The following is a 26,415-nucleotide window of genomic DNA, read 5'->3' as shown; positions in this document are numbered from 1 at the left end:
CGCACTGGAGCAAAGGCCACGATGGAACCACATCGAGACCTTCGCTCCAGCACGCCGAGCTACCGCACCGAGCACCTGCTCGCTACGGCGCTGAATTGCCAGACACGACCTAGTGGAAGAAGTGGCGGGTGCCGGTGAAGTACATCGTGATGCCGGCCTTGGTGGCGGCTTCGATGGCGGCTTCGTCGCGGATGGAGCCGCCGGGCTGGACGACTGCCTTGACGCCGCCTTCGATCAGGACCTCGAGGCCGTCGGGGAAGGGGAAGAAGGCGTCGGAGGCGGCGACCGAGCCGGCGGCGCGTTCGCCGGCGCGGGAGACGGCGAGGCGGCAGGAGTCGACCCGGTTGACCTGGCCCATGCCGACGCCGACCGAGGCGCCGCCGGAGGCGAGCAGGATCGCGTTCGACTTGACCGCCCGGCACGCCTTCCAGGCGAAGGCGAGATCGGCGAGCACCTCAGGTGAGGCGGGCTCGCCGGCGGCGAGCTGCCAGGCCGACGGGTCGTCGCCGGGCGCCTGGAACCGGTCAGTGTGCTGCAGCAGCAGGCCGCCGCTGACCGCCCGCAGCTCGACCTTCTCGGCAGCCGACACCGGCGGCGCGACCAGCAGGCGGATGTTCTTCTTGCCCTGCAGGATCTCGACCGCGCCGTCCTCGTACGCCGGGGCGACGAGCACCTCGGTGAAGATCTCCGCGACCTGCTTGGCCATGTCCACCGAGACCGGTGCGTTCGTCGCGATCACACCGCCGTACGCCGACACCGGGTCGCACTCGTGGGCGCGGCGATGCGCCTCGGCGATGTCCTTGCCGATCGCGATGCCACACGGGTTCGCGTGCTTGATGATGGCGACCGCCGGTTCGGTGAAGTCGTACGCCGTACGCCGGGCAGCGTCGGCGTCGACGTAGTTGTTGTACGACATCTCCTTGCCGTGCAGCTGCTCCGCGGCCGCCAGACCACCCCGGCCGTTCACGTACAACGCGGCCGGCTGGTGCGGGTTCTCGCCGTACCGCAGCACGGCGGACTTGTCCCAGGTCGCCCCGACCCACGCCGGGAAGCCCGAGCCCTCGCTGGTGTCGCTCAGCACGCTGCCCATCCAGGACGCGACGGCCACGTCGTACGACGCCGTGTGCGCGAACGCGTCGACGGCCAGCCGCTGCCGCTGCTCGACCGTGAAACCACCCTCACCAAGGGCGGCGACGATCTCCGGGTAGCGCGACGGCGACACCACGACCGCGACATTGGCGTGGTTCTTCGCGGCGCCGCGGACCATCGACGGCCCGCCGATGTCGATCTGCTCGATGCACTCGTCCACCGACGCGCCGGAGGCGACGGTCTCGCTGAACGGGTAGAGGTTGCTCACCAGCAGGTCGAACGGCTCCACCCGCATCTCGGCCAGCTGCTCGACGTGCTCGGTCTTGCGGACGTCGGCCAGCAGCCCGGCGTGCACCATCGGGTGCAGCGTCTTGACCCGGCCGTCCAGGCACTCGGGGAACCCGGTCAGCTCCTCGACCTTGGTCACCGGTACTCCGGCCGCCGCGATCCGGGCCGCGGTGGAGCCGGTCGACACCAGCTGGACGCCGGCCTCGGAGAGTGCCTTCGCGAGCTCCTCCAGACCGGTCTTGTCGTAGACGCTGATCAGCGCCCGGCGGATCGGCCTGCGGTCGGTGCTCACTTCAGTCGAACCTTTCGTCCGGTGATGGTCCAGCCGCCCCGGACCAGCCGGCCGACCCACTCCACCAGCTGGCGGCGTTCGACCTCCTTGATCCGTTCGGTCAGGGTTTCTTCGGTGTCGTCGTCTAGCACGGGTACGGCGACCTGCGCGATGATCGGCCCGGTGTCGACCCCGCCGTCGACGAAGAACAGGGTCGCGCCGGCCACCTTGACGCCGTACTCGAGCGCGTCCCGCGGACCGTGGATCCCCGGGAACGCGGGCAGCAGCGCGTTGTGCGTGTTGATGTACCGGTCGCCGAACGCGGCCAGGAACTCCTCGCCGACCAGCTTGAGGAACCCGGCCGAGACGACCAGGTCGGGCTTGTACTCGGACACGGACGCGGTCAGCGCGCGATCCCACTCGGTCCGCTCGGAGTAGTCCTTCACCTTGTGCACGAAGGTCGGCACCCCGGCCGTGGCGGCCCGGTCCAGCCCGGCGATCCCGTCCCGGTCGGCACCGACGGCGACGACCTGAGCGCCGTACGCCGGATCGGCGCAGGCGTCCAGCAGGGCCTGCAGGTTCGATCCCGATCCCGAAATGAGCACGACGATGCGTGCAGGTTCGGGGGTGGGCGCAACCGGGTCTGTCACGCGCCGAAGCTTATCGCCCGGCGTCCGCCTCGCCGTCAGCCGGTCGGCGGGAGGCGATGACCGCGGCCGTGATCGAAGCCCCGATGGCCATCCCGGCTGCCAGTACGCCGGCTGCCGGTAGTGCGGCCGGGATTCCGACGACGGACATCCGCCCAGGCCCGGCGGAACCACCTGACAACGCCATGAGCACGAAGAGGATCACTCCGGCGAGCAGAGCCGCCATACCGCCTCGCAGTGCGAACGCATCCCAGCCCAGCGCGTCAGAGTCCTCGTCTGCCAGGCCACGCCGGACGACCACGAGCCCAGCGACCACACCGGCCGCCAGCGGGACCAGGGCGGTGAGCGCGAGCAGGTAGGTCGGTGTGGCCCCGTCCGCGGGTACGGCGGCCAGCAGTGGAAGCGCAGGCAGATTCCCCACGTCCACACCGGTCGGCGCGATCGTCGTACCCGCCCCCAGCTGGAATCCGGGCCCGGCCAGGAACGAGACGACGTACAGGATCATGTTCGGGACCAGCATCAGGCAGATCGCGAACAGCACCACCGACCCGACCACACCGGCGTCCAGCAGCTCCAGCATCCCGGTGATGCGGGAGAAGTGGATCGCCAGGAGTACGCCGTACAGCAGCGAGGCGATCGCGATCACGGTCAGTACGGCGGCCGCCGCGGCCGGCACGGAGTCACGCAGCCCGTGCGGAGTGGCGTCGACGATGTCCTCCGCCGCGCCGGACTCGACCAGCACGCCGATGGTGCCCGCGACCAGCGCAAGGGACGCGGCGCCCAGGAACGCCGACAGAGGGGACACCTTCAGCGAGCCGTCAGCCGTGAGCAACGCGATGACCAGCGCGCCCAGGCCGTAGACGAGGGCGAAGGTGCCGGTCAGCACGAGAAGGTCTTTGGTCCGGTCCGCGGCGCTGCTGCGGGCGGCGGACTTGCCACCGCGGTACAGGCACCAGCCGAGGAACAAGGTCAGCCCGAGAGGCGCGATCGTGATCGAACCGCTGCCCAGAGTCACACCGGCCTTGTGGGCGACCAGCCACGCCGAAGCACCCGCCTGGAGGGCTCCGGACGCACCGCCGAAGGTCGCGGCCAGCCAGCCGATCACGGCCACCACCGCACACGGCAGCAGTCCGGTGAGCAGGCAGGCGCCGGCGGAGATCACGGCCGACAGGACCACCGGCTTGGTCGGAGTGGCGTCGGACGGGGCGGGTCCGGGCGCCTGGTGTGGTCCGCCATCACGGGCGCCCGGACGGCTCAGCATGTCGGTCACACCTTCACCTCGCTTCGCTCGGTTCCGGCGCGACCGAGAACGGTGCTCTGCCCATTTGTTCGCTCGCTGCGCTCGCTCATCCGACTCTCATGGTCCCCCGCGACCGGGGACCACTCGTTCTGACACGCCGGATATGGAAGACTTCGGCCCGCTTGTTCACGCTCAGTCGGCGGACCCGTACAGCCCTGTTGTCCGGGATTCGGCTGAGTGGGGACGACCAGGGACCACCGGGTACTGTCGGGTGGAATCAGTCAGGAGGTCGAGCTTTGGCCGGTTCCCACCGCGCACCTCGCGGCGGCGGTCGCGCCGCTGCCCGGGAGGCGCGCCGGCAGAAGGCGCGCAAGCGGAACCAGACGATCGCCGCCGGTATCGCGGTCGTCGTACTGGTCGGCGGCGGCGGGGTCGCCGCGCTGAACGCGTTCGGCGGCGACGACGCGGCCGACCCGAAATCCGGCGCCTCCGACGACAAGTCGGCCACCACGACCGTGCTCGCCGAGGACAAGGCCCTGCTCGACGGCGCCACCGCCAAACCGCTCGGCGCGACCGGCGCCTGGACGATCACCAAGACCGCCGACGGCAGCAGCGCCCCGGAGCGCTCGTTCGTCTGCCAGTCCCAGCGGTTCGCCGACCCGGCCGGCCTGCGGACCTGGGTCCGCACCTTCCAGAACTCGGCCACCAAGGACACCGCGGTCCAGTACGTCGAGGTCTCCAACGACAAGGCCGCCGCCGGTAAGGCGTACAACACGATCCTCGGCTGGCTGAGCGCCTGCGCCACCCCGCAGGTCCGGCTCGCCTCCAGTTACGTCACCACCGGCGTCGGCGAGCGCGGCGTGATCGCGGTCTTCGGCCAGCCGTCCGCCGGCAAGACGAAGTACAAGACCATCTCCGTCACGGTCGCCGGTCAGGCCACGATGGTGCTCGAGCACGACTCCAGCGCCGGGACGCCGCCCAAGCCCGGGCCGGTGCTGGCCGCGGCGACGGCCGGTCTGAAGCGGATCTGCGCTCAGAGCGGCGGCTGCGGGACCGGTGCGCCGGTGGCCAAGCCGGCACTGCTGCCGACCACCGAGGCGCCCGGGTTCATGGCGCCGGTCGACCTGCCGGTGCTGAGCCAGATCGACAAGCCGTGGGTGAGCAGCGAGGGCACCAAGACGGGCAGTGGCACCGGCTGCGAGAAGATCGACCTGAAGAAGGCCAAGGCGACGAAGTCCGCCACGCTCACCTACGTGACGCCGGAGGCCAAGGTGCCGACCGAGTTCGGCCTGGACGACACGGTCGCGAAGTTCGCCACCGCCGCCGCCGCGAAGAGCTTCGTCGAGCAGATCCGCAAGAACGTCGACGGCTGCGAGAAGAACGTCTCGAACGCGGAGGTGAAGTCGACCGGAACGGTCTCGACCAGCCTGATCAAGGGTGAGAGCTGGCGGGCGTCGTACGACACCGGCGGCGGGAAGACGTTTACCTACCGGATTGGCATCGCCTCGTCCGGGACCCAGGCGGTGTACGTGCTGTTCCCGGTGCTGAAGGGCCTGGACATCTCCGACACCGCGTTCAACGAGACCCTGACCCGGGCCGCCGAACGCTCCGCCACCTACAAATAGCAGAACGGGACCCGCACCTCGCGGATCCCGTTCTCGCCATCCCACCCCGCCCTGAGCGGACCGAGTTCCTGCCCGTTATCCCACCCCGCCCCCGAGCGAAGCGAGGGGGCGGGGCTTTTCCTGCTTTTACTTCGTCAGTCCCTGCATGATCTCGCGCATCAGGTTGGCGGTCTCGGTGGGCGTCTTGCCCACCTTCACGCCGACGGCCTCGAGGGCCTGCTGCTTCGCGGCCGCCGTACCGGACGAGCCGGACACGATCGCGCCCGCGTGGCCCATCGTCTTGCCCTCCGGCGCGGTGAACCCGGCCACGTAGCCGACCACCGGCTTGGTGACGTTGTCCTTGATGAACGCGGCCGCCCGCTCCTCGGCGTCGCCGCCGATCTCGCCGATCATCACGATCGCGTCGGTGTCCGGGTCGTCCTGGAACGCCTGCAGCGCGTCGATGTGCGTCGTACCGATGATCGGGTCACCGCCGATCCCGATCGCGGTGGAGAAGCCGAAGTCACGCAGTTCGTACATCATCTGGTAGGTCAGCGTGCCCGACTTCGACACCAGCCCGATCCGGCCCTGGCCGGCGATGTCGGCCGGGATGATGCCCGCGTTCGACTCACCCGGGGTGATGATGCCCGGGCAGTTCGGCCCGATGATCCGGGTGGTCCCGGACGCCTGCGCAGCGGCGAAGAACGCGGCCGTGTCGTGGACCGGCACACCCTCGGTGATCACCACCACCAGCGGCACCGCGGCGTCGATCGCCTCCAGTACGGCGTCCTTGGTGAACTTCGGCGGAACGAAGATGACCGACACGTTCGCGCCGGTCTCCTTGACGGCGTCCGCGACCGTCCCGAAGACCGGGACCGACTTGCCGTCGAAGTCCTGGCTCTGGCCCGCCTTGCGGGGGTTCACGCCGCCGACGATATTGGTGCCGGAGGCAAGCATCCGGGTGGTGTGCTTGGTGCCCTCGGAGCCGGTCATGCCCTGGACGATGACCTTGCTGTCCTTGGTCAGGAAGATAGACATTTCAGCTTTTCCCTTACTTCGCAGCCAGCTCGGCGGCCCGCCGGGCAGCGCCGTCCATCGTGTCGACCCGCTCGAGCCCGGGCAGGTTCGCCTCGTCGAGGATCCGGCGACCCTCCTCGGCGTTGTTCCCGTCCAGCCGCACCACCAGTGGCTTGTCGACGTGCTCGTTCCGGCTTGCCAGCAGCTCGAACGCCTGCACGATGCCGTTCGCGACCGCGTCACAGGCGGTGATACCGCCGAAGACGTTGACGAAAACGCTCTCCACCTGGGCGTCGGAGATGATGATCTCCAGGCCGTTGGCCATCACCTCGGCGGACGCGCCGCCGCCGATGTCGAGGAAGTTGGCCGGCTTCACGCCGCCGAACTCCTCACCGGCGTACGCGACCACGTCGAGGGTGGACATGACCAGGCCGGCGCCGTTGCCGATGATGCCGACGGTCCCGTCCAGCTTCACGTAGTTCAGGCCCTTGGCCTTGGCCGCCGCCTCCAGCGGGTCGTCCGCGGACGCGTCGGCGAACTCGGCGTGCTCCGGGTGCCGGAAGTCCGCGTTCTCGTCCAGCGTGACCTTGCCGTCCAGCGCCTCGACGTTGCCGTCCTCGAGCTTGACCAGCGGGTTCACCTCGACCAGCGACGCGTCCTCGCCGATGAAAACGTCGTACAGCTTCACGATCTCCGGCGCGACCGTGTCCAGGATGTCCTCGGGGTACTTCGCCGCCCGCGCGATCTCCCGGGCCTTGGCCTCGTCCACCCCGGCGGCCGGGTCGATCGAGATCTTCGCCACCGCCTCGGGGTTGGTGTGCGCGACCTCCTCGATCTCCACGCCGCCGGCCGCGGAGGCGATGCACAGGTAGTTCCGGTTCGCCCGGTCGATCAGGAAGGAGAAGTAGTACTCCTCCGCGATCGCGGCGGCCGGCACGATGTTCAGCGTCTTGACGATGTGGCCCTTGATGTCGAGACCGAGGATCTCGCGGGCCTTCTCCTCCGCCTCGTCCGGCGAGGAGGCCAGCTTGACGCCGCCGGCCTTACCCCGGCCGCCCGTCTTCACCTGGGCCTTCACCACCACCCGGCCGCCGATCTTCTCGGCCGCCGCGCGCGCTTGCTCCGCAGTGGTGACGACCTCACCCACGGTCGTCCGCACTCCATGCTTGGCGAAAACCGTCTTCGCCTGGTATTCCATCAAGTCCACGACTGTGGTCCCTCTCTCGCACCTGTTCGAGTAGGCCGCGCGGCAGGCGGGCTGTTCCCGGTGGAGGGCACGGTCGCCGGCGCGTTCCGTCGGCCCGAGACTAGCCACCCCGGCGTGCTCCGCAACAGCCGGGGTACACGCTGAGACGACCGTCACAGCTCCTTGGCCGATCGTGAAAGGCTGGGGCGTATGACCGATGCAGTGTTCGATTCAGGGACCAGACCAGCTGACGACTGGTGGCGTAGCGCCGTCGTCTACCAGGTGTATCCCCGCTCGTTCGCGGACGCGGACGGTGACGGCACCGGCGACATCAACGGCATCCGCGCGCGGCTGCCGTACCTTGCCGATCTCGGCATCGACGCCATCTGGATCAGCCCGTGGTACCCGTCACCACTGCTCGACGGTGGATACGACGTGTCCGACTATCGCGACATCAACCCCGAGTTCGGCACCCTGGCGGACGCCGACGCGTTGATCGCCGAGGCGCACCAGCTCGGCATCCGGATCCTGATCGACCTGGTCCCGAACCACTGCTCCTGGGAGCACCCCTGGTTCAAGGCCGCGCTGGCAGCGGGCAAGGGCTCGCCGGAGCGAGAGCTGTTCTGGTTCCGCGACGGCAAGGGTCCGGACGGTGCGGAGCCGCCGACGAACTGGCCGGCCGCCTTCGGCGGACAGGCCTGGACCCGGATCGACGACGGGCAGTGGTACCTGCACCTGTTCGATGTCAGCCAGCCGGACTGGAACTGGGACCACCCGAAGGTGGTCGAGGAATTCGACTCGATCCTGCGCTTCTGGTTCGACCGCGGCGTCGACGGGTTCCGCATCGACGTGGCCGACTCGATGGCGAAGGACGCGTCACTGCCCGACGTGATCCCAGCGCCGAACGGCGAGATCACCCGGGACAAGTACGAAGGCCATCCGACGTACGACCAGCCGGGGGTGCACGACATCCACCAGCGCTGGCGCCGGATCGCCGACGAGTACGCCGACACCCCGCTGGGCCCACGGGTCTTCGTTGCCGAGGCTTGGCTGTCTCCCGCCGACCGGCTCGCACAGTACGTCCGGCCGCACGAACTGCACTCGGCCTTCAACTTCGACGCTCTGCAGTGCCCGTGGGCCGCGGCGGAGCTCCGCGAGGTCATCGACCACACCACCGAGCACTTCTGGGCGGTCGGTGCACCGGCGACCTGGGTGCTGAGCAACCACGACACGATCCGGCACCGCACCCGCTACGGTCGTGACCAGAAGGTCGCGTCGATGCCGGCCGGCACCGTGCCGACCGATCTGGAGCTGGGACGACGCCGGGCCCGGGCGGCAGTGCTGCTCGAGCTCGCCCTGCCGGGTGGCGCGTACATCTACCAGGGTGACGAGCTGGGCCTGCCCGAGGTCGAGGATCTTCCGGAGGACGTGCTGGACGATCCCACCTGGCTCAGGTCAGGCCATACCGTGCGTGGCCGCGACGGCTGCCGCGTGCCGATCCCGTGGTCCGGCACCGAGCCGCCCTTCGGCTTCGGCAGCGGCGCCGGCCAGCCGTGGCTCCCTCAGCCCGCCGACTGGGCCGCCCTCACCGCCGAGGCCCAGTCCGCCGACCCCGACAGCCACCTCAACCTCTACAAGGCCGCCCTCCGCATCCGCCACGAGCAGGAGGCTCTCGGCGAGGGCCGGATGAGCTGGGACGACGACACCCCCGCCGGAGTGCTGTCGTTCACCCGCGATCCGGGCTTCCGGTGCGTGGTGAACCTGAGCGAGGAAGTGATCGACCTGCCGCCCGCGTCCGCCGTACTCCTGTCCAGCGCGCCGCTCACGGACGGCAAGCTCCCGTGCGACGCCGCCGTCTGGCTCACCACCTGAGACGTACGGCGGGCATTCCGCCCAGCGACGGCCGGGATCCCTTGCGGTAAAGGGATTCCGGCCGCTCGCGGTCCCCCTGTCCTGCCAGCTCCGCCGCTTCGCGCACACAGTATGACTCTTCGTGACCGTCGATCATGACTCACCAGATCGACATCTTTCCGGTAGTGCCGTAACGAAAAGCCGGTGTTATCGTCGAAATGATCTGGCACACATCGCTACGCGGTGTGATCGCACTGCGCACTGCGACCGTGTACCGGCGTCGACGAGACGGATGTCCGACGAGCATCGCCGCCCAGCCGCCTCGCCGAGGCAGATCCTTGGCTCGACGGATTGGGGCTGGTGATGGCCGGGCGCAGGTTCCTTCAGGTTGGATTGATGACAGTGGCCGCCGCGTTGACGGCCTCATGTCTGGCCGAGGACGGCGGTGACGGCGGCGGCACGCAGGCGAGCGGAGACAAGAACGTCGAGGTCGTGTTCGGCTTCGGTGGCGCGCAGTCCGCGGGCTTCCAGCAGGCACTGAAGCAGTTCGAGCAGTCGTCTGGCATCAAGATCAAGTTCACCGAGGCGTCCCAGTCGTTCGACACGCTGATCCGTACCCGGGTCCGCGCGAACAACCTGCCCGACATCGCGCTGTTCCCGCAGCCCGGAATCCTGAAGGACTTCGTCGCCCAGAACAAGATGACCGATCTGTCGACGCAGCTGGATGTGGGCAAGCTGCAGGAGGAGCTGGTGCCCGGTGTCCTCGACGCCGGCAAGGTCGGCGACAAGTTCTACGGCGTGCCGGTCTCGATGAACGTCAAGAGCCTCGTCTTCTACCCGAAGAAGGCGTTCGAGGCCAAAGGCTACGAGGTGCCGAAGACACAGGACGAACTGACCGCGCTGACCGAGCGGATCAAGGCCGACGGCACCCCACCGTGGTGCTTCGGCATCGAGTCCAGCGCGGCGACCGGATGGCCGGCCACGGACTGGCTGGAGGAGTATGTCCTGCGCATCGGTGGCCCGGAGAAGTACGACCAGTGGGTGCGGCACGAGATCCCCTTCAACGACCCGGTGGTGAAGCAGGCCGCCGAGGCGATGGAGAAGCTGGTGCTTGCCGAGGGCAACGTGCTCGGCGGTCGCAAGGGCGTCGCGAGCACCGCGTTCGCCACGGCGGCGAACCCGATGTTCGGCAACCCGCCGAAGTGTTTCCTGCACCGGCAGGGAAACTTCATCACCCAGAGCGGTTTCTTCCCGGCCAAGATCGTGCAGAACCTCGACGCTGAGGTGGGAGTGTTCTACTTCCCGGGCCAGTCGGGGGACGATCAGCCCGTGCTGGGCGGCGGTGACCTGGCCGCGGTGTTCAGCGGCAAGGACGACGACACCAAGCAGCTCATGGAGTTCATGACCGGCGCCGACTTCCCCGGCTGGAGCGAGCAGGGCGGCTTCCTGTCCCCACGCAAGGACTACGACCTGAAGAAGTACCAGTCCGAGGTGACGCGCGAGATCGCGGAGATCGGCGGCAAGGCGACAGTCTTCAAGTTCGACGGCTCCGACCAGATGCCCGGCGCGGTCGGGTCGGGCACCTTCTGGAAGGGCATGGTCGCGTGGATCAGCGGCCAGAAGAGCCTCGACGGCTCACTGAACGACATCGAGCAGAGCTGGCCCGACTGACGCCACCGGCGTGACGAGGGGAAGGAGCGCGTCGTGATCAGGGTCATCAACGCTCTACTGGCGATCGTCGCCGGTGTCGGCGGCGCCTTGGTGCTGTTCTGGCTGCTGAATCAGCTCGCCGAGCGCCTGCCGAGCAAGTGGGAGGAGCGGCTGAAGCCGTACCTCTACCTGCTGCCCGCGCTCGCGGCGATCACGTTGTTCCTGCTGTATCCGGCGATCCAGACGATCATCTACAGCTTCGCGAATGAGACCAGCACGCAATGGGTCGGCTTCGAGAACTACACGAGTCTGCTGAGTCAGAACGAGTTCGTCCGGGTCACGCTGCTCAACACGCTGCTGTGGATCGCGATCGTCCCGGCGGTCGTCGTCGCCCTGGGTTTGATGGTTGCGGTCCTGGCGGACCGGCTCGGCCCTGGGGGCGAAAAGGTATCGAAGACGATCATCTTCCTGCCGATGGCGATCAGCGGTGTGGCGTCCGCGGCCATCTGGCGGTTCGTCTACGAGGTGCGGCCGGCCGGTGAGCCCCAGATCGGCTTGCAGAACTCGGTCTGGACCACGCTCGGCTTCGAGCCCGTGGCCTGGCTGCAGCAGGACACCGCGAAGCTCAACACCGTCATGCTGATGATCATCCTCATCTGGGCGCAGGCGGGATTCGCCATGGTCCTGCTGTCCGCGGCCATCAAGGGGGTTCCGGACGAGACGCTCGAGGCCGCGATGGTCGACGGTGCGAACCAACGGCAGATCTTCTTCCGGGTCGTCGTCCCGCAGATCAGGGGCACGGTAGTCACGGTGTTCATCACTGTTCTCATCGTCGTGATGAAGATCTTCGACGTCGTCTACGTGATGACCGGTGGCAACTTCAACACCGACGTGATCGCCGTCCGCTTCATCACCGAGCTGATCACCAGCGGCGACGCCGGCCGGGCGGCGGCGATCGTGGTCATGCTGATGATCGCGATCATCCCGATCATGGTCTTCCAGGTGCGCCACTACCGAGCCGAGGAGGTAGCGCGATGACCGGCACCGGTGTTGTCCAGCCGGGCGGAGCCGCGGCGACCGAGCAGCCGCGGGTTCGACGGGCTCCGCGCCGACGTGAGGAAACCCGGCTGCTCCAGGGGCGGGCCGGCTGGTTCGTCCGCGGTGCACTGGTGGTGATCTGCTTCCTCTGGCTGATGCCGTCCATCGGCCTGCTCGTGACCTCCTTCCGAACCCCGGAAGCCGCGCTCAGCTCAGGCTGGTGGACCGTGGTCACGAAACCGTTCACCGACTGGACGGGAGACAACTACGCCCAAGTGCTGCGGGAGGGCGGGTGGAACGCATCCCTGAACAGCCTTGTGGTCAGCCTGCCGGCCACCATCATCCCGCTCATGATCGCCGCCTTCGCGGCGTACGCGTTCACCTTCATGGAGTTCCCGGGCCGTGACTGGCTCTTCATCCTGATCGTGGGACTGCTGGTCGTACCGCTGCAGGTGGCCATCGTTCCGCTGTTCAAGATCTTCGGCGATCTCGGCCTGACCGGCACGTTCGCCTCGGTCTGGCTGGCGCACGCCGGCTTCGGCATGCCGCTGGCCATCTTCATCCTGCGCGGCTACATGGCGACACTGCCGCGCACCATCATCGAGTCGGCCAAAATCGACGGTGCGACGCACTTCCAGACGTTCTGGCGCCTCATCGTGCCGATGTCCGTTCCGGCGCTGGCGTCCTTCGCCATCTTCCAGTTCCTCTGGACCTGGAACGACTTGCTGGTCGCCCTGATCTTCCTCGGGCCGGGTGAGAGGGAGGTTCTCACCGTCCAGGTCGCAGGGCTGATCGGCGCCCAGCAGCAAGGCTGGCAACTGTTGACGGCCGGTGCCTTCGTCAGCATGACCATCCCACTGCTCGTCTTCCTCTCACTCCAGCGTTACTTCGTCCGCGGCCTGACCGCGGGGTCGGTGAAGGGCTGAGCACAAACCAAAGAAGAGGCCGGAGCCACCTGAGCGGCTCCGGCCTGTTCTCGACTGCTAGCGGAGGCGGGCGCGGTCCTCGCGGTCGCGGCGGTCGCGTTCCTCCCGTTCCCATCGGGCCCGGTCCTCGCGGTCGCGCCGGTCGCGTTCTTCACGCTCCCGGCGGTCCCGGTCCTCCCGTTCCCGCCGCTCCCGGTCTTCGCGATCCCGCCGCGCCCGGTCGTCCCGGTCGCGGCGGTCACGGTCCGCGCGGTTGCGGAACCAGCTCACTTCACGCCACCTGCCGTGAGGCCGGCGACGATGCGACGCTGGAACAGCAGGACGGCGATCACCAAGGGGATGGTGACGACCACGCCGGCGGCCATCTGGCTGCCGAACGGCTGGTCACGTCCGGACGTACCGGTGAACTGCGAGATGACCACGTTCGCGGTCTGGATATCTTTCTGGTTCACCATGCTCAGCGCGATCAGGAACTCGTTCCAGGCCGCGATGAAGGTGATGATCGCGGTGGTGAACACACCCGGCGCCGCGAGCGGGATGATCACCTTCCGGAACGCCTGGGCCGGTGTGCAGCCGTCCACCATCGCGGCCTGCTCGAGCTCTCGCGGCATCTGCCGGAAGAACGCGGTCAGGTTCCACACCGCCAGCGGCAGCGCGAACGACAGGCTGGGCACGATCATCGCCTGGTAGGTGTTGATCCACTCGATGTCGCTGAACAGCTTCTTCAGCGGGATCACCAGCGAGATGCCGGGGAACATCGAGGTGGTGATGATGACGGCCAGCACGAAGTTCTTGCCGCGGAAGTCCAGCCGGGCCAGCGTGTAGGCCGCGACCATCCCGATGATCAGCGTCAGGATCGTCACCGTGCCGGCCACGATCAGGCTGTTCAGCAGAGCACGCCCGAATCCGGTGCCGGGTTTGAACACGTCGGTGAAGTTCGTGATCGACCAGTTCCGCGGAATGATCGTGTTGTCGAACTGGTCACTCGGCCGGCGCAGCGCCGACACGATCATCCAGTAGAACGGCACCAGGCAGTAGAGCACGATCGCAGCGACACCGATCAGCGGCAGCCACCGCCGCCACCAGGGGGCCTCGGCCGCCTTGATGTCGATCTTCGCGGGAGCCTTCTCAGCCACAGCCATCACGCACCTCCTCCGCCGCCGCCGGCGTTCGCACCCATCAACGCGGCACCCGGCGCCTCCTGCTTGCGCCGGCCGTTCTTGCCGCCGTTCTTGCCGTTCTTCTTCGGCTTGCGCTGCACGGCGTCACCGAACACGTCGGCCCCCAGCAGCTTCACGAACACGTACGCGACCACCGCGACATAGATGAACAGCAAGGTCGCGTACGCCGCCGCCGGTCCGTAGCGGGTCTGGTTGGCTTCCAGGAACGCCAGGATCGACAGCGTCTCGACCGACTCCTTGTTCGGTCCGACCAGCACGAACGGCAGGTCGAAGATCCGCAGCGTGTCGAGGATGCGGAACAGCACTGCCACCAGCAGTGCCGGCTTCACCAACGGCATGGTGATCCGGACGAACGTCTGCCACGGGTTGGCGCCGTCGACCTTCGCCGCCTCGTAGACCTCGTCCGGAATGGTCTGCAGACCAGCCAGCACCAGCAGGCCGATGAACGGCGCGGTCTTCCAGGTGTCGGCGATGATGACCGACAGCACCGACTGCCAGCCCTCGGTGGACCACAGGATCTGGGTGCCGAGAATGTCGTTCGCGATGCCGTCGGCCTGGAAGATCCACTTCCACAGCAGCGCCGAGACCACGGTCGGGATGGCCCAGGGGACCAGGATGCTGGCCCGGACGATGCCGCGGCCCTTGAACGCCTTGTGCATCACGAGGGCCATCAGGACACCCAGGACGGTCTCCAGGACCACACAGGTGACGGTGAAGAACGTCGTGTTGTAGAAAGCGTTCCAGAATCGCTCGCCGGTCTCACCTGAGAAGATCGCCGAGTAGTTGTCCAGGCCCACGAACTCCGAGCCCTGGACGACGAAGCCGGCCTCATCGATCCGCTGGCCGCTCTGGTAGAGCGACTCGCGCAACGCCGACAAGATCGGGTACACGACGACGAGGACCAGCACGACCAGAGTCGGCGACAGCAGCGCCGCGGCCAGCCGGCCGGTGCCCTCGTTGAACGAGCTCCGCCTGGGCTTCTTGGTGGTTTCCGGCGTCGGCCGCTGGGCGACCGGGGCGGATGTACTCACCTCTGTCTCCTTCTTTCCGCCCGCTTCTCGCGGGCAGCGACAGGCCGGGGCCGGCGCGCAACGGTGAAGCTGCGCGCCGGCCCCGCCGCTTCGGTCATTGCGTGATGAGCGAGCTCAACTTGGTCTGCAGCTGGGTGAGCGCTTCCTTCGGTGGTGTCGTCCCCGTCAGCGCGCCGTACGCAGCTTCCTGAATCGCCGTCGTCACGTCGCCGTACTTGACCACCTTCGGCCGCGACTTCGCGGACTCGATCGAGGCCTTCAGCGGAGCCAGGTACGGGAACTGCTTGTTCAGCGCGGGGTCGTCATACAGCGAGGCCCAGGTCGGCGCCTGCGAGGTCTTCTCGACGTTCGCCTTCTGCCGCTCCTCGCTGGACATGAACTTGATGAAGTCCGCCGCGGTCGCCTTGTTCTTGGCGAACTCGGAGATCGCGTAGTTGTGACCACCCAGGGTGGACACGCCCGCGCCCTTCAGGCCCGGCAGCGGCGCGACCGCGAACTTGCCGGCGATCTTCGACGAGCCGTCGGTCTTGTTCGCCAGCGCGTACACGTACGGCCAGTTGCGGTGGAAGAGCAGGTTGCCCTCCTGGAATGCCCGGCGGCCTTCCTCTTCCTTGTAGGTGATGGCGGCCTTCGGGATGAAGCCCGACTTGAAGCCCTCGGTCAGCGCGGTCAGACCCTCGAGCGCCTCTGGGGTGTCCACGTTCGGCTTGCCGTCGTCACCGACAACGACACCACCGGCACCGTTGATGGCCTCGGAGAAGTTCACCGTCAGGCCTTCGTACTTCTCGAACTGGCCCGAGTAGCAGCTGATGGTCTTGGCTTCCGGCAGTGCCTTCACCTTGGCACAGGCGGCGACCATCTCCTCCCACGTCTTCGGCGGCTGCACGCCTGCCTTGTCCAGCAGGTCCTTGCGGTAGTACAGCAGACCACCGTCGGACGTGACCGGTACGGCGTACAGCTTGTCGCGGTACTTCGCCGTGTCGAGCGTCGACGGCAGCAGCTTGTTCAGGTCGGGGAACTGGTCCTGCGGCAGTTCCGTCACCCACCGGTTCGCGGCGAACTCGGCGGTCCAGACCACATCCAGGTTCAGCACGCTGAACGCGTCGGACTTGATCTGCGCGTTGGAGATCATCTGGGCGCGCTGCTGATCCGCGGACTCCGGCAGTTCGGTGACCGTGACCTTCTCGTCCGGGTGCTGCGAGTTCCACGCCGCGACCTGGTTCGTCAGGTTCCCGGAGGTGTCCTTCCCGGTGGCGAAGTTGATCGGGCCGCGCCCCTCCAGCGCTCCCCCGGTCGACCCGGTGCCGCCGCCACCGCTCCCGTCATCACCACCGCACGCGGACGCGAGCAGCACCAGGCTGCTCGCGACGGCCAGTGCGACCGCCTTGCGCGTGTGTGATCGTTCAAACCTCATCGTTTACCTGCCCTCTCCCGATTGGGACGTCGCTTGGTCCTGCGTCAGCGGGTCACAGTCCCCCACCACGCTGCGATCCCGCCTGTCCGGACAGTAACCGACGGCAGGGGTGACGTGTCCTGAACCACACACCTTGCCGCTCGAGAGTCTCTGCAACGGACAGACGCATGGCTGTATGCGACCGCGATTCGACAGCCCGCACAACCGGGTCTTTCTTAACGATTCGGTATTACCCGACAGTAACGTGACTGAACGGACTATCCCCCGTTCAGAACAAATCCGCGCAGCCGCCATCACGCTTCGGAGCGGAAAGCGCTTCCGGGGTGCGGCGGGCGCTCAGGCCGTGGAGGCGGAGGCATCGCCGACGTGGGTGCGGACCCACTCGACGATCTCGGTGGTGGTGGCACCGGGAGTGAAGATCTTGTGTACGCCGAGATCGGCCAGCGGCTGCAGATCGGCATCCGGGATGATGCCGCCGCCGAACACCACGATGTCGTCGGCATCGCGCTCGGTGAGCAGCTCGCGGACCCGCTTGAACAGGGTCATGTGCGCGCCGGACAGCACCGACAGCCCGATCGCGTCGGCGTCCTCGGCGATCGCGGTCTCGACGATCTGCTCCGGGGTCTGGTGCAGGCCGGTGTAGATGACCTCCATACCGGCGTCCCGCAGCGCCCGGGCGACGACCTTCGCGCCGCGATCGTGGCCGTCCAGGCCCGGCTTGGCGACGACGACTCGCAGAGGGCTCGTAGGCATGTCCGCAGGCTAGCCGCTCGATTCATCCCGGATAAGACACGGAGGTGTGTGTTCCCCGCCACGCGAAGTGGGAACCGGTTACCGTGGAAGAGATCGGACCATTTGGGGGGTCTGGTTGCGTGAGGAGTCGCCCATGAGCACCTGGCAGCACGACGTACGGGGCGCGCTGGATGGACTCAGGTACGGCGCACGCTCCGCCCTGTCACCTCGCGTGCTGCAGGGAGCGGCGGTTGAGATCGGATGGCTGACCACCCATCTCGCGATGTATCCGCTCGGCCTGGTCGGCGGCTCCGGCTCGGCGACCCAGCGGCTCAACCTGGCCGGTCTCACCCCGGCCCAGCGCAGCCTGCTGGTCAGCAACGTCCGGGCCGCCGGTACGCCGATCCTGCTGGCGCACGGGATCATCGACAACCACACCGTGTTCGCGTTGATGCGCCGGCAACTGCTGCGCCGCGGCTTCAGCAGCATCCACACCTTCTCGTACTCACCGCTGACGCTGGACGTACGCCGTACCGCGCAACGCATGGGCGACGAGATCGAGCGGATCTGTGAGGAGTCCGGGTCCGAGCAGATCCACGTGGTCGGGCACAGCCTGGGCGGGCTGATCGCGCGGTACTACATCCAGCGGCTCGGCGGTCACGAGCGGGTGCACACGTGCGTCACCCTCGGCACCCCGCACCAGGGCACCCTCGCCGCGCGGCTGCTGCCGTGGCCGCTGGTCAAGCAGGTGCGGCCCGACAGCGACCTGATGACCGAGCTGGCCGAGCCCGCGCCCGGCTGCCGGACCAGGTTCGTCGCGTTCTACAGCGACGTCGACCAGCTGATCGTGCCGCAGCGGCGGGCCCGGATTGGGCACCCCGATCTGGTCGCGAGTAACGTTCGGGTCCGCGGCGTGGGCCACCTGTCCCTGCCGTTCCACGGTGACGTCGTCCACCAGATCACTGGTGTGCTGGCTCACCTCGACGAGCAGGACGATGACGAGAACACCGTTGCCTGATCGCCGTACCCCCCGGAGATTTGCCTGATAAGGCAGCTTTCTGGGCGCTCGGAGCGGATGCACGTGCAGCCGCTCATGCAAAGGTTTCGTGAAGGAGACGGAGAAAAGTGGGTGACAGGGTTTGTCGCCTCGTGACTGATCCGTTATCGTGCGTGGAGCCCGCCGGGGAATAAACCCTCGGAGGGCGGGATCGGCTCAAGCCCCTCGCGGGCTCGGCCACTCCCCAAGCCCCTCCCCTGTGACCGAAAGGCCACGTTGTGTCCCAGCACCGTGCCGCGGGCAACCGCGTCACGCCAGGCAACGCTGCGCGCAAGCCCGGCGCAGGACGACACAGTGCCAAGCATCGTGTTGCCAGGCGTAATACCCCAGGTAGTACCCAGATCGTCGGTTTGACCGCAGCGCTCGCTGCGGCGGCGGGAGCTGTCGGGTTCAGCCACAGCTCGCTCGCCTCGCCGACCCAGGCGAACTCCGCGGTGAACCTCGCCGCTCTCAGCCTGGACAACGGGCAACTGTCCGGCATCACCACCGCACGCATCCAGGCCCGCCAGCTCGCCACCCGTGACTCCTCCCGGGTCCAGCTCGCCGCCACCGACACGAACAAGAAACAGGCCGCGGCCGCCCAGCTGGCCAAGGCCCGGGCCGCGAAGCTCACCGCCACCCAGGCCCTCACCGCCAAGCGCGCCTCCGCCCTCGCCAAGGCCAAGGCCGCGACCGACGCGGCGGAGAAGAAGCTCCGCGAGTCCGCCACCCGCTGCGAGATGATGCTCTCCGGCTACCACATCACCGCGACCTTCGGGCAGGGCGGCAGCCGCTGGGCCAGCAACCACACCGGCACCGACTTCGCCGCCCCGGTCGGCACCCCGGTCCGGACCGTGATGAAGGGTGTGGTGATCTTCGCCAACTGGGCCGGCCCGTACGGCCGCCAGGTCCAGGTCCGGCACGAGGACGGCACCACCACCTGGTACAACCACATGTCGAAGTTCAGCGTGTCGGTCGGCGAGACCGTGTACGCCGGTGACCAGGTCGGCGCGGTCGGGATGACCGGCAACACCACCGGCCCGCACCTGCACTTCGAGGTCCACCCGGACGGCGGCGACGCGGTCGACCCGATGCCCTGGCTGCGCGACCACTGCGGTCTCAACCCCTGATCCAAAAGCAGCTGAAGAAACAGTCCGGCAGGACTAGGATCCCGGCATGCGTCCAGCAGCCGGGGAGGTTCTGCACTTCTCCGAAGATCCGGCCCTCGAGGTCTTCCGGCCGCACGTCGCCAAGACGGCGCAGCAGGCCACTCCGTACGTCTGGGCCGTCGGCCACGACCGAGCCCCTGACTACTGGTTTCCGAGGCAGTGCCCCCGCGCGATGGCGTGGGTGGGCCCCTCGACCACTCCTGACGATCGCGACCGCATCATCGGCGCCGGCTGCGGCACCCGGGTGCACGCCGTCGAGTACGGCTGGCTGGACGCGATGCGCTCGGTCGAGCTCTACGCCTACCGGCTGCCCGCCGACGCCTTCACCGAGTACGACGCCGCCGTTGTCGCGACCTCGGAGGTCCGCCCGCTCGGACCGCCCGAACGGGTCGGCGACCTCTTCGACCTGCACGCCGAGGCCGGTATCCAGCTGCGCGTGCTCCCCAGGCTGCGCGACTTCTGGGCCGAGGTCATCACCAGCACCCTCGAGTTCAGCGGCATCCGGCTGAGGAACGCGCGGCCGTGACCATGCCCGTGACCAGGACAACCACTCAGTACGGCGAACTCGGCGAAGCCGCCTGGAGCTGGGTCCTCCAACAGGTGCGGTGGGATGACGCCGGTCCGTGGATCCCCGAGTCCGCGGGCGGTGACAAGCCGGAGGAGTACCGCGACGGCATGCACAGCGGTATCGGCGGACTCGCGCACGCACTGTCAGAGATCAAGCTCGCCCGCCCCTGGACCGCCGAGGAGGCGGAGCTGGCCGGCGCGATCGCCGATCGGATCCGCACCGCGGTCCCGGCCGAGGTGTCGATCACCTTCTTCGACGGTCTGGTCAGCTCGATCGGCGTCCTCACCGCTCTCCGCGTGCCTGGCACCGGACAAGCCCTGGACCGGATCACCGAGCTCAGCATGGACAACGGCTGGCACGAGACCTTCCTCGACCCGCCGACGTACCTCCCCGGCGCCGTCGCGACCGACGCCACACTCGGCACCGGCGCCGTGCTGTTGGGCGCGCTCTGGGCCGGTCGCCAGGGTGCTGACGCCCGCGCTCTGGCCGAACGCGCGGCCGACCTGCTGATGGGCGAGAAGGAGGAGCCGACGAACTGGCAGTTCGTCCCGCGCCGGTTCTGGACCGAGCCGAAGGGCGAGATGCCGAACTTCTCGCACGGTCTCGCCGGGATCGCGACCACGCTCGCGGTCGCGGGTGCCGAGCTCGAGCGACCGGACCTGATCGACGCGGCCAGGGGCGGCGCCGAGCATCTGGTCACGCTCGGGATCAACGACGACAAGGGTTTCCGGGTGCCCCGCGTCATTCCTTGGGAAGAGCGGCACGGCGACGAGTACACGTACAACTGGTGCCACGGCGGCGCCGGTACGTCGCTGCTCTTCCGCGCCCTCGAGTACGCCGGGGTGGACAAGGTGTCCGGTGAGAGGACGGCCGTCTGGCATCGACGGTGTCTTGACAGCGTGCGGTACTCCGGCGTACCCGAGCGGCTGTACCCAGGCTTCTGGGACAACGACGGCCGCTGCTGCGGTACGGCGGGAGCCGGTGACGCGTTCCTGGACTCGTGGCACCGCGACGGTGACGAGCAGGATCTGGACTTCGCCGTACGGCTCGCGGACGCCCTGGTGGAGCGGGCCTTCCACGAAGACGGCCTGGCGTACTGGCGCTTCCTCGAACACCGCAACGAGGAGCCGCTGCTGCCACCGGGCGTGGGCTGGATGCAGGGGGCGGCAGGGATCGCGGCGTACCTGATCCGGCTGGAGCGCGTGCTCGCCGGAGGTCAGCAGGCGGTCGCCCGGATGGACAACTGGTGGGCCCTTACCGCCGCCAGACCTCGGCAGTCGTAAGGAACGCCGACGAGCCCGGCTTCTCGGGTGAGCCGTCGACCTGGACGAAGCCGGGGACCGAGGCGCCGCCGATCGAGACGGTCGCGGACCGGACCGGGGCGATCACCAGGCTGAGGCTGTGGTTCCCCTCGGCGAGCTGGAAGTTGTCGGTGGCGAACAGGCGGCGGTCGAGCACACCACCCATCTCGATCTGGATGTCGGCAGCCTTCGCGCTGAGCCCGTCGGCCAGGTTCATCGACACCTGGACCAGGTCGCGCTCGACCGCGGGCTCGTGCCAGGGCAGGCCCTGCACCTCGAGGAACGACCGGACGAAGTAGCGCTCCAGCCAGGCGGCCAGGTCGACGTCCTCGGACACCACCCGGACGATCCCGTCGAACCAGAGGACGACCGCCGTACCGGCGCCGCGGATCGACCAGTCGACCATCCAGATCGACGCGTACGCCGTCACCTTGCCGGACTCGTCGAACAGCCGCAGGCCAGGGTTGGCTCCCGCCAGGATGATCCGGCGGTTGCCACCTGCTATCGACTTGGACATGGCGCGAACACTTCCGGAGTGGGCCGAAGATCCTTGATTGTCTCAAGGTCCGGCCCAGATGCAACGAATTCGTCCCAGAATTTGACGCCGAAGTTGACTTAGATCTTCTCCACCGGCGCGTAACGGAGCAGCAGCCGTTTGACACCTTCGGATCCGAAATCGATGTCGGCCTGGGCCTGCTGACCCTCGCCGCGGACGACCACCACGGTGCCCATCCCGAAGCTGTCGTGGACGACCCGGTCGCCCGGGTTCAGGCTGATCACCGGCTTGTCGGAGGCGGTCCGGCGGGGTGGCTCGTAGCGACTGGGGATGCCGCTGCCGGTCGACGTACCGGTGCCCGACCAGCGGGTGATCGCGGACTCGTCCCGCCGCCAGTCGAGCAGCTCGGCCGGGATCTCCTCCAGGAAGCGGGACGGCGGGTTGTGCTGCGGAGCGCCGTACGCCGACCGGACCGCGGCCCGGGAGATCGCCAGGCGCTGCCGGGCCCGGGTGATCCCGACGTACGCAAGCCGCCGCTCCTCCTCCAGCTCCTTCAGGTCGGTGAGCGACCGCGAGTGCGGGAAGACGCCGTCCTCCATCCCGGTCAGGAACACGACCGGGAACTCCAGGCCCTTCGCCGTGTGCAGCGTCATCAGCGTGACCACACCGCCGTCGTCGGCCGCGTCCGGGATCTGGTCCGCGTCCGCGACCAGCGCGACCCGCTCCAGGAACGCCTGCAGATCGGCCGGTTCGCCGGCCGCCGTGCGCTCCTCGACGAACTCGCGGGCGACCGAGATGAACTCGTCCAGGTTCTCCAGCCGGGTCTCGTCCTGCGGATCCGGTGACTTCTGCAGGGTCTCGTAGTACCCGGACCGGTGCAGGGCGACGTCCAGGATGTCGTCCGGCGGTGCACCCGAGTCGACCATCGCGGTGAGCTCGTCGAGGATGTCGACGAAGGCCTGGACGGCGTTCACCGAGCGACTCGCCATCGCCGGCGCGTCCTGGGCCCGGCGGAGCGCCTGGGCGAACGAGATCCGGTCCCGGGCCGCCAGCGCCTCGATCGCGGCCTCGGCCCGGTCGCCGATCCCGCGCTTCGGCTCGTTCAGGATCCGGCGCAGCGACACGGTGTCCTCGGGATTCACCAGCACGCGCAGGTACGCGAGCGCGTCGCGGACCTCCTTGCGCTCGTAGAACCGGACCCCGCCGACCACCTTGTACGGGTGGCCGGTCCGGATGAAGACCTCTTCGAAGACTCGCGACTGCGCGTTGGTGCGGTAGAACACGGCCACGTCGGACGGCTTCACCCCGTCCGCGTCGGTCAGCCGGTCGATCTCGTCGGCGACGAACTGCGCTTCGTCGTGCTCGTTGTCGGCGACGTACACCGCGATCTGCTCGCCCTGGCCCTGGTCGGACCAGAGGTTCTTCGCCTTGCGGCCCTCGTTCCGGCTGATCACCGCGTTGGCCGCGGTCAGGATCGTCTGGGTGGAGCGGTAGTTCTGCTCCAGCAGGATCGTCTCGGCGCCGGTGAAGTCCTCCTCGAAGGCGAGGATGTTGCGGATCGTCGCCCCGCGGAACGCGTAGATCGACTGGTCGGAGTCACCGACCACCATCAGCTCGGCCGGTGGCGCGGTCGGGCCGTTGCCATTCGGATCGTTGCTGGCCGGGTCGTCCTCGCCGCAGAGCTCGCGGATCAGCGTGTACTGCGCGTGGTTGGTGTCCTGGTACTCGTCGACCAGGACGTGGCGGAACCGGCGCCGGTAGTACTCCCGGACCTCGGGGAACGCCTGCAGCAGGTTGACGGTCGTCATCAGCAGGTCGTCGAAGTCCAGCGCGTTCGCCTGCGCCAGCCGCTCCTGGTAGATCCGGTAGCACTCGGCGTACGTCTCCTCCAGGTGGTTCGACGTCTTCGCCGCGGCGGTCTCGTGATCGATCAGCTCGTTCTTCTGGGTGCTGATCCAGTTCAGGATGGCGCGGGGGTTGTACCGCTTCACGTCCAGGTCGAGCTCGCGGCAGACCAGCGTCATCAGCCGGCGCGAGTCGGTGTCGTCGTAGATCGAGAACGTCGAGCTGATCCCGAACCGCTTGATGTCGCGGCGCAGGATCCGGACACAGGACGAGTGGAACGTGGAGACCCACATCAGCTTCGCCCGCGGGCCGACCAGGTCCACCACCCGCTCGCGCATCTCCGCGGCGGCCTTGTTGGTGAACGTGATCGCCAGGATCGACCCGGGGTGCGCGTCGCGGGCCGCCAGCAGGTAGGCGATCCGGCGGGTCAGCACCCGGGTCTTGCCCGAGCCCGCACCGGCCACCACCAGCAGCGGTTTGCCCGCGTGCACGACGGCGGCCCGCTGTTGCGGGTTCAGCCCTTCGAGCAGCGAGTCCGGATCGGTCCGATGCTTCTTGGGCTCCTCCAGCGGCACCGGGAGCTCATCAGGCGAGAACAGCGTAGTCATCACACTCACCTTAGGCGTTCCCCCGGACAGTTCCCGAAACCCGCACGTAAGGTCGTCTCCATGGGTGAGTCACATCCGGTGTTCGCGCGGCTGTACGCGCGGGTGCGGCCGGCCCTGGACGAGCAGGGAGCGCAGGAGCACCGGCGCCGGCTGCTGGACGGGCTGGCCGGCCAGGTGGTCGAGGTCGGCGCGGGCGACGGCGGGAACTTCGCGCACTACCCGGAGGCGGTCAGCAGCCTGGTGGCGGTCGAGCCAGAGCCCTACCTGCGCACCAAGGCGGACTCCGAAGCCTTCGCGGCGCCCATCCCGGTCGAAGTGGTGAGCGGTACGGCGGACCGCCTGCCACTGGCTGACGGGTCGGTCGATGCTGTGGTCACGTCATTGGTGTTGTGCTCGGTGCCGGACCAGGCGGTCGCGCTGGGAGAGGTTTTCCGGGTACTACGACCAGGCGGCGAGCTCAGGTTCTACGAACACGTCGCAGCCGAGCCGGGCACCCGGCTGGACCGCCTGCAACGAATCGCCGACGCCACCATCTGGTCCTGGTTCAGCGGCGGCTGCCATGTCCATCGCGACACCGCCACGGCCATCACCACCGCGGGCTTCACCATCACGGACCTGGACCGCTTCTCCTTCGGCCCCAACCCCGCCTCGCCGCACATCCTCGGCCGCGCGGTCCGCCCGGGCTAGGCGGTGTCTGACGGTTCAGCGCCGTAGCGAGCAGGTGCTCGGTGCGGTAGCTCGGCGTGCTGGAGCGAAGGCCTCGATGTGGTTCCATCGTGGCCTTTGCTCCAGTGCGGCGAGATGCCGTGCCGAGTGCCGCGCAGTAGGCGGGGAACCGTCAGACACCGCCTAGACCTTGTCCGCTGTCGGCAGAGTCGCCGACAGCAGAAAAGCTGGGGTACGCCGTGGTCCGCCCGTCAGGGTTGAGGACATGGCTGATGACAACAAACCACCGCTGTTCAACGAGTCGGCCCGGCAGCGGCTGCTTGGGCAGCGCATCGTCGTACTGGACGGGCAGCTCGATGACGACAACGGGACCTTGCTGGCGACGCAGATCCTCACGCTCGCGGCCGAGGACCCGGATCGCGACATCGCGTTGTGGATCCACTCGCTCGGCGGATCGGTGCCGTCGATGCTGGCGATCAGGGACGTGATGCGGCTGGTGCCGTGTGACGTGTCGACGCTGGCGATCGGGCTGGCCTGCAGTGCCGGGCAGTTCCTGCTCTCCGCCGGTACGCCGGGCAAGCGGTACGCACTGCGGCACGCCCGGGTCCTGATGCATCAGGGATCGGCCGGGATCGGCGGGTCCGCGGTGGAGATCGAGATCCAGGCCAACGACCTGCGGCACATCCGCGACACCGTGCTGGCCCTGATCGCCGAGGACACCGGGCAACCGTTCGACACCGTGCACGAGGACTCGCTGCACGACCGCTGGTACACCGCCGAACAGGCCCGCCAGTACGGCTTCATCGACCACATCGTCGAGTCCTTCGACCAGGTCATGCCCCAGCGAAAGGCAGCAGCGTGAGTACTTACACGATTCCCAATGTGATCGCCCAGCACCCGCGGGGCGAACGGATCATGGACGTCTACTCGCACCTGCTCAGCGAGCGCATCATCTACCTCGGTACGGCGATCGACGCCGGCGTCGCGAACGCACTGATCGCCCAGCTCCTGCACCTCGAGGTGGACAGTCCTGAGCAGGAGATCAATCTCTACATCAACTGCGAGGGCGGCGACATGACCGCGATGCTCGCGATCTACGACACCATGCAGTACATCCAGTCGCCGGTCGCGACGTTCTGCGTCGGTCAGGCGATCGCGGCCGGAGCGGTGCTGCTCGCCGCCGGTGCGCCCGAGCGTCGCGCCGTACTGCCGCACGCGCGGGTCGTCCTGCATCAGCCGGCCGCGCGCGGTCAGGGCACCATCCCGGACCTGATCCTGCAGGCCGACGAGGTGGTCCGGGTCCGCGGTCAGGTCGAGTCGATCCTCGCCAAGCACACCGGCCAAACGATCGAGCGGCTGCGGCACGACACCGATCGCGACCACGTCCTGACCGCCGAGGGCGCCCGCGACTACGGCCTCGTCGACCACGTCATCCAGCACCGCCTCGCCGTGCCGGTGCTGAGCTAGGTGTACTGACCTGAGAGGTTGGGGACGCGGGTGGCTGGTGGTTGGCCGCCGAGTGCGGTGTGGCCGCGGTGGTGATTGTAGGTGTGGAGCCAGG

24 protein-coding genes are annotated in these 26,415 nt (G+C 68.2%); 12 read left to right on the top strand and 12 right to left on the bottom strand.

Annotated features, from left to right (window positions below; all coding sequences use genetic code 11):
* Positions 1–109: 109 nt before the first annotated feature.
* Genes purH through AB0F43_RS37770 form a run of 3 tightly spaced genes read right to left on the bottom strand, consistent with a single transcriptional unit; the run spans position 110 to position 3,556 of the window.
* Positions 110–1,669, bottom strand: a complete 1,560-nt coding sequence (gene purH, locus AB0F43_RS37780) for a bifunctional phosphoribosylaminoimidazolecarboxamide formyltransferase/IMP cyclohydrolase (protein ID WP_360488640.1) — start codon at positions 1,667–1,669, stop codon at positions 110–112.
* Positions 1,666–2,298, bottom strand: coding sequence for a phosphoribosylglycinamide formyltransferase (purN, locus tag AB0F43_RS37775; protein WP_360488638.1), 633 nt, complete (start codon positions 2,296–2,298; stop codon positions 1,666–1,668). The genes purH and purN overlap by 4 nt, the downstream gene beginning before the upstream one ends.
* Before the next feature lie 10 nt (positions 2,299–2,308).
* Positions 2,309–3,556: a DUF6350 family protein gene (locus AB0F43_RS37770; protein WP_360488646.1), complete on the bottom strand. Its 1,248-nt coding sequence runs from the start codon at positions 3,554–3,556 to the stop codon at positions 2,309–2,311.
* A 275-nt stretch (positions 3,557–3,831) separates the two neighbouring features.
* On the opposite strand from AB0F43_RS37770, the gene AB0F43_RS37765 reads away from it, so the two are divergent.
* Positions 3,832–5,160, top strand: coding sequence for a hypothetical protein (locus AB0F43_RS37765; protein ID WP_360488635.1), 1,329 nt, complete (start codon positions 3,832–3,834; stop codon positions 5,158–5,160).
* 126 nt (positions 5,161–5,286) lie between these two features.
* On the opposite strand, the gene sucD is transcribed toward AB0F43_RS37765, so the two are convergent.
* A complete protein-coding gene (sucD, locus tag AB0F43_RS37760) occupies positions 5,287–6,177 on the bottom strand; it encodes a succinate--CoA ligase subunit alpha (protein ID WP_360488632.1) in 891 nt (296 codons plus the stop codon).
* A gap of 13 nt (positions 6,178–6,190) precedes the next feature.
* Positions 6,191–7,363 carry an ADP-forming succinate--CoA ligase subunit beta gene (gene sucC, locus AB0F43_RS37755; RefSeq protein ID WP_360488630.1) on the bottom strand — a complete coding sequence of 391 codons (1,173 nt, stop codon included), beginning with the start codon at positions 7,361–7,363 and terminating at the stop codon, positions 6,191–6,193.
* A 189-nt stretch (positions 7,364–7,552) separates the two neighbouring features.
* Between sucC and AB0F43_RS37750 the strand changes: the two genes are divergently transcribed.
* The 4 genes from AB0F43_RS37750 to AB0F43_RS37735 all read left to right on the top strand — a co-directional run bounded on the left by AB0F43_RS37750 (position 7,553) and on the right by AB0F43_RS37735 (position 12,807).
* Positions 7,553–9,214: a glycoside hydrolase family 13 protein gene (locus AB0F43_RS37750; protein WP_360488627.1), complete on the top strand. Its 1,662-nt coding sequence runs from the start codon at positions 7,553–7,555 to the stop codon at positions 9,212–9,214.
* Between the two features lie 375 nt (positions 9,215–9,589).
* Positions 9,590–10,864: an ABC transporter substrate-binding protein gene (locus AB0F43_RS37745; RefSeq protein WP_360488624.1), complete on the top strand. Its 1,275-nt coding sequence runs from the start codon at positions 9,590–9,592 to the stop codon at positions 10,862–10,864.
* Positions 10,865–10,897: 33 nt separating this feature from the next.
* The gene (locus AB0F43_RS37740; RefSeq protein ID WP_360488621.1) at positions 10,898–11,881 is read left to right on the top strand and encodes a sugar ABC transporter permease; all 984 of its coding nucleotides are present in this window, start codon (positions 10,898–10,900) and stop codon (positions 11,879–11,881) included.
* The gene (locus AB0F43_RS37735; RefSeq protein WP_360488618.1) at positions 11,878–12,807 is read left to right on the top strand and encodes a carbohydrate ABC transporter permease; all 930 of its coding nucleotides are present in this window, start codon (positions 11,878–11,880) and stop codon (positions 12,805–12,807) included. The genes AB0F43_RS37740 and AB0F43_RS37735 overlap by 4 nt, the downstream gene beginning before the upstream one ends.
* A 57-nt stretch (positions 12,808–12,864) precedes the next feature.
* On the opposite strand, the gene AB0F43_RS37730 is transcribed toward AB0F43_RS37735, so the two are convergent.
* From AB0F43_RS37730 to AB0F43_RS37710, 5 genes are all read right to left on the bottom strand, one after another.
* Positions 12,865–13,077 carry a hypothetical protein gene (locus AB0F43_RS37730; RefSeq protein WP_360488615.1) on the bottom strand — a complete coding sequence of 71 codons (213 nt, stop codon included), beginning with the start codon at positions 13,075–13,077 and terminating at the stop codon, positions 12,865–12,867.
* Positions 13,074–13,949, bottom strand: coding sequence for a carbohydrate ABC transporter permease (locus AB0F43_RS37725; RefSeq protein ID WP_360488613.1), 876 nt, complete (start codon positions 13,947–13,949; stop codon positions 13,074–13,076). Before AB0F43_RS37725 ends, AB0F43_RS37730 begins: the two co-directional genes overlap by 4 nt.
* The gene (locus AB0F43_RS37720; protein WP_360488610.1) at positions 13,949–15,019 is read right to left on the bottom strand and encodes a sugar ABC transporter permease; all 1,071 of its coding nucleotides are present in this window, start codon (positions 15,017–15,019) and stop codon (positions 13,949–13,951) included. Before AB0F43_RS37720 ends, AB0F43_RS37725 begins: the two co-directional genes overlap by 1 nt.
* 94 nt (positions 15,020–15,113) lie before the next feature.
* Positions 15,114–16,433, bottom strand: coding sequence for an ABC transporter substrate-binding protein (locus AB0F43_RS37715; RefSeq protein WP_360488607.1), 1,320 nt, complete (start codon positions 16,431–16,433; stop codon positions 15,114–15,116).
* Between the two features lie 336 nt (positions 16,434–16,769).
* A complete protein-coding gene (locus AB0F43_RS37710) occupies positions 16,770–17,186 on the bottom strand; it encodes a cobalamin B12-binding domain-containing protein (protein WP_360488604.1) in 417 nt (138 codons plus the stop codon).
* Positions 17,187–17,319: 133 nt separating this feature from the next.
* Between AB0F43_RS37710 and AB0F43_RS37705 the strand changes: the two genes are divergently transcribed.
* From AB0F43_RS37705 to AB0F43_RS37690, 4 genes are all read left to right on the top strand, one after another.
* Positions 17,320–18,183 carry an alpha/beta fold hydrolase gene (locus tag AB0F43_RS37705; protein ID WP_360488601.1) on the top strand — a complete coding sequence of 288 codons (864 nt, stop codon included), beginning with the start codon at positions 17,320–17,322 and terminating at the stop codon, positions 18,181–18,183.
* 389 nt (positions 18,184–18,572) lie between these two features.
* Positions 18,573–19,331: a M23 family metallopeptidase gene (locus AB0F43_RS37700; protein ID WP_360488598.1), complete on the top strand. Its 759-nt coding sequence runs from the start codon at positions 18,573–18,575 to the stop codon at positions 19,329–19,331.
* Between the two features lie 46 nt (positions 19,332–19,377).
* On the top strand, positions 19,378–19,896 hold the full coding sequence (locus AB0F43_RS37695) for a DUF6886 family protein (RefSeq protein ID WP_360488591.1): 519 nt from the start codon (positions 19,378–19,380) through the stop codon (positions 19,894–19,896).
* Between the two features lie 2 nt (positions 19,897–19,898).
* Positions 19,899–21,221 (top strand): lanthionine synthetase LanC family protein, encoded by a 1,323-nt coding sequence (locus AB0F43_RS37690; RefSeq protein WP_360488643.1) that lies wholly within the window; start codon positions 19,899–19,901, stop codon positions 21,219–21,221.
* Here the strand turns inward: AB0F43_RS37690 and AB0F43_RS37685 are convergent.
* Both AB0F43_RS37685 and pcrA read right to left on the bottom strand, forming a co-directional pair.
* Positions 21,193–21,756 carry a hypothetical protein gene (locus AB0F43_RS37685; RefSeq protein WP_360488588.1) on the bottom strand — a complete coding sequence of 188 codons (564 nt, stop codon included), beginning with the start codon at positions 21,754–21,756 and terminating at the stop codon, positions 21,193–21,195. The genes AB0F43_RS37690 and AB0F43_RS37685 overlap by 29 nt on opposite strands.
* Positions 21,757–21,854: 98 nt before the next feature.
* Complete coding sequence (gene pcrA, locus AB0F43_RS37680; protein WP_360488585.1) at positions 21,855–24,188, bottom strand: DNA helicase PcrA; 2,334 nt, start codon at positions 24,186–24,188, stop codon at positions 21,855–21,857.
* A 60-nt stretch (positions 24,189–24,248) separates the two neighbouring features.
* On the opposite strand from pcrA, the gene AB0F43_RS37675 reads away from it, so the two are divergent.
* The 3 genes from AB0F43_RS37675 to AB0F43_RS37665 all read left to right on the top strand — a co-directional run bounded on the left by AB0F43_RS37675 (position 24,249) and on the right by AB0F43_RS37665 (position 26,321).
* Entirely contained in the window at positions 24,249–24,875 is a 627-nt protein-coding gene (locus tag AB0F43_RS37675) for a class I SAM-dependent methyltransferase (RefSeq protein WP_360488582.1), read from the top strand.
* 244 nt (positions 24,876–25,119) lie between these two features.
* Positions 25,120–25,716 (top strand): ATP-dependent Clp protease proteolytic subunit, encoded by a 597-nt coding sequence (locus tag AB0F43_RS37670; RefSeq protein ID WP_360488579.1) that lies wholly within the window; start codon positions 25,120–25,122, stop codon positions 25,714–25,716.
* Positions 25,713–26,321, top strand: a complete 609-nt coding sequence (locus tag AB0F43_RS37665; protein WP_360488576.1) for an ATP-dependent Clp protease proteolytic subunit — start codon at positions 25,713–25,715, stop codon at positions 26,319–26,321. Before AB0F43_RS37670 ends, AB0F43_RS37665 begins: the two co-directional genes overlap by 4 nt.
* The last annotated feature ends 94 nt before the right edge of the window (positions 26,322–26,415 follow it).

Source organism: Kribbella sp. NPDC023972 (genome assembly GCF_040639075.1).
GTDB lineage: Bacteria > Actinomycetota > Actinomycetes > Propionibacteriales > Kribbellaceae > Kribbella.
The sequence above is the reverse complement of the archived record's forward strand: the minus strand, read 5'-3'. Positions and strand labels throughout refer to the sequence as shown.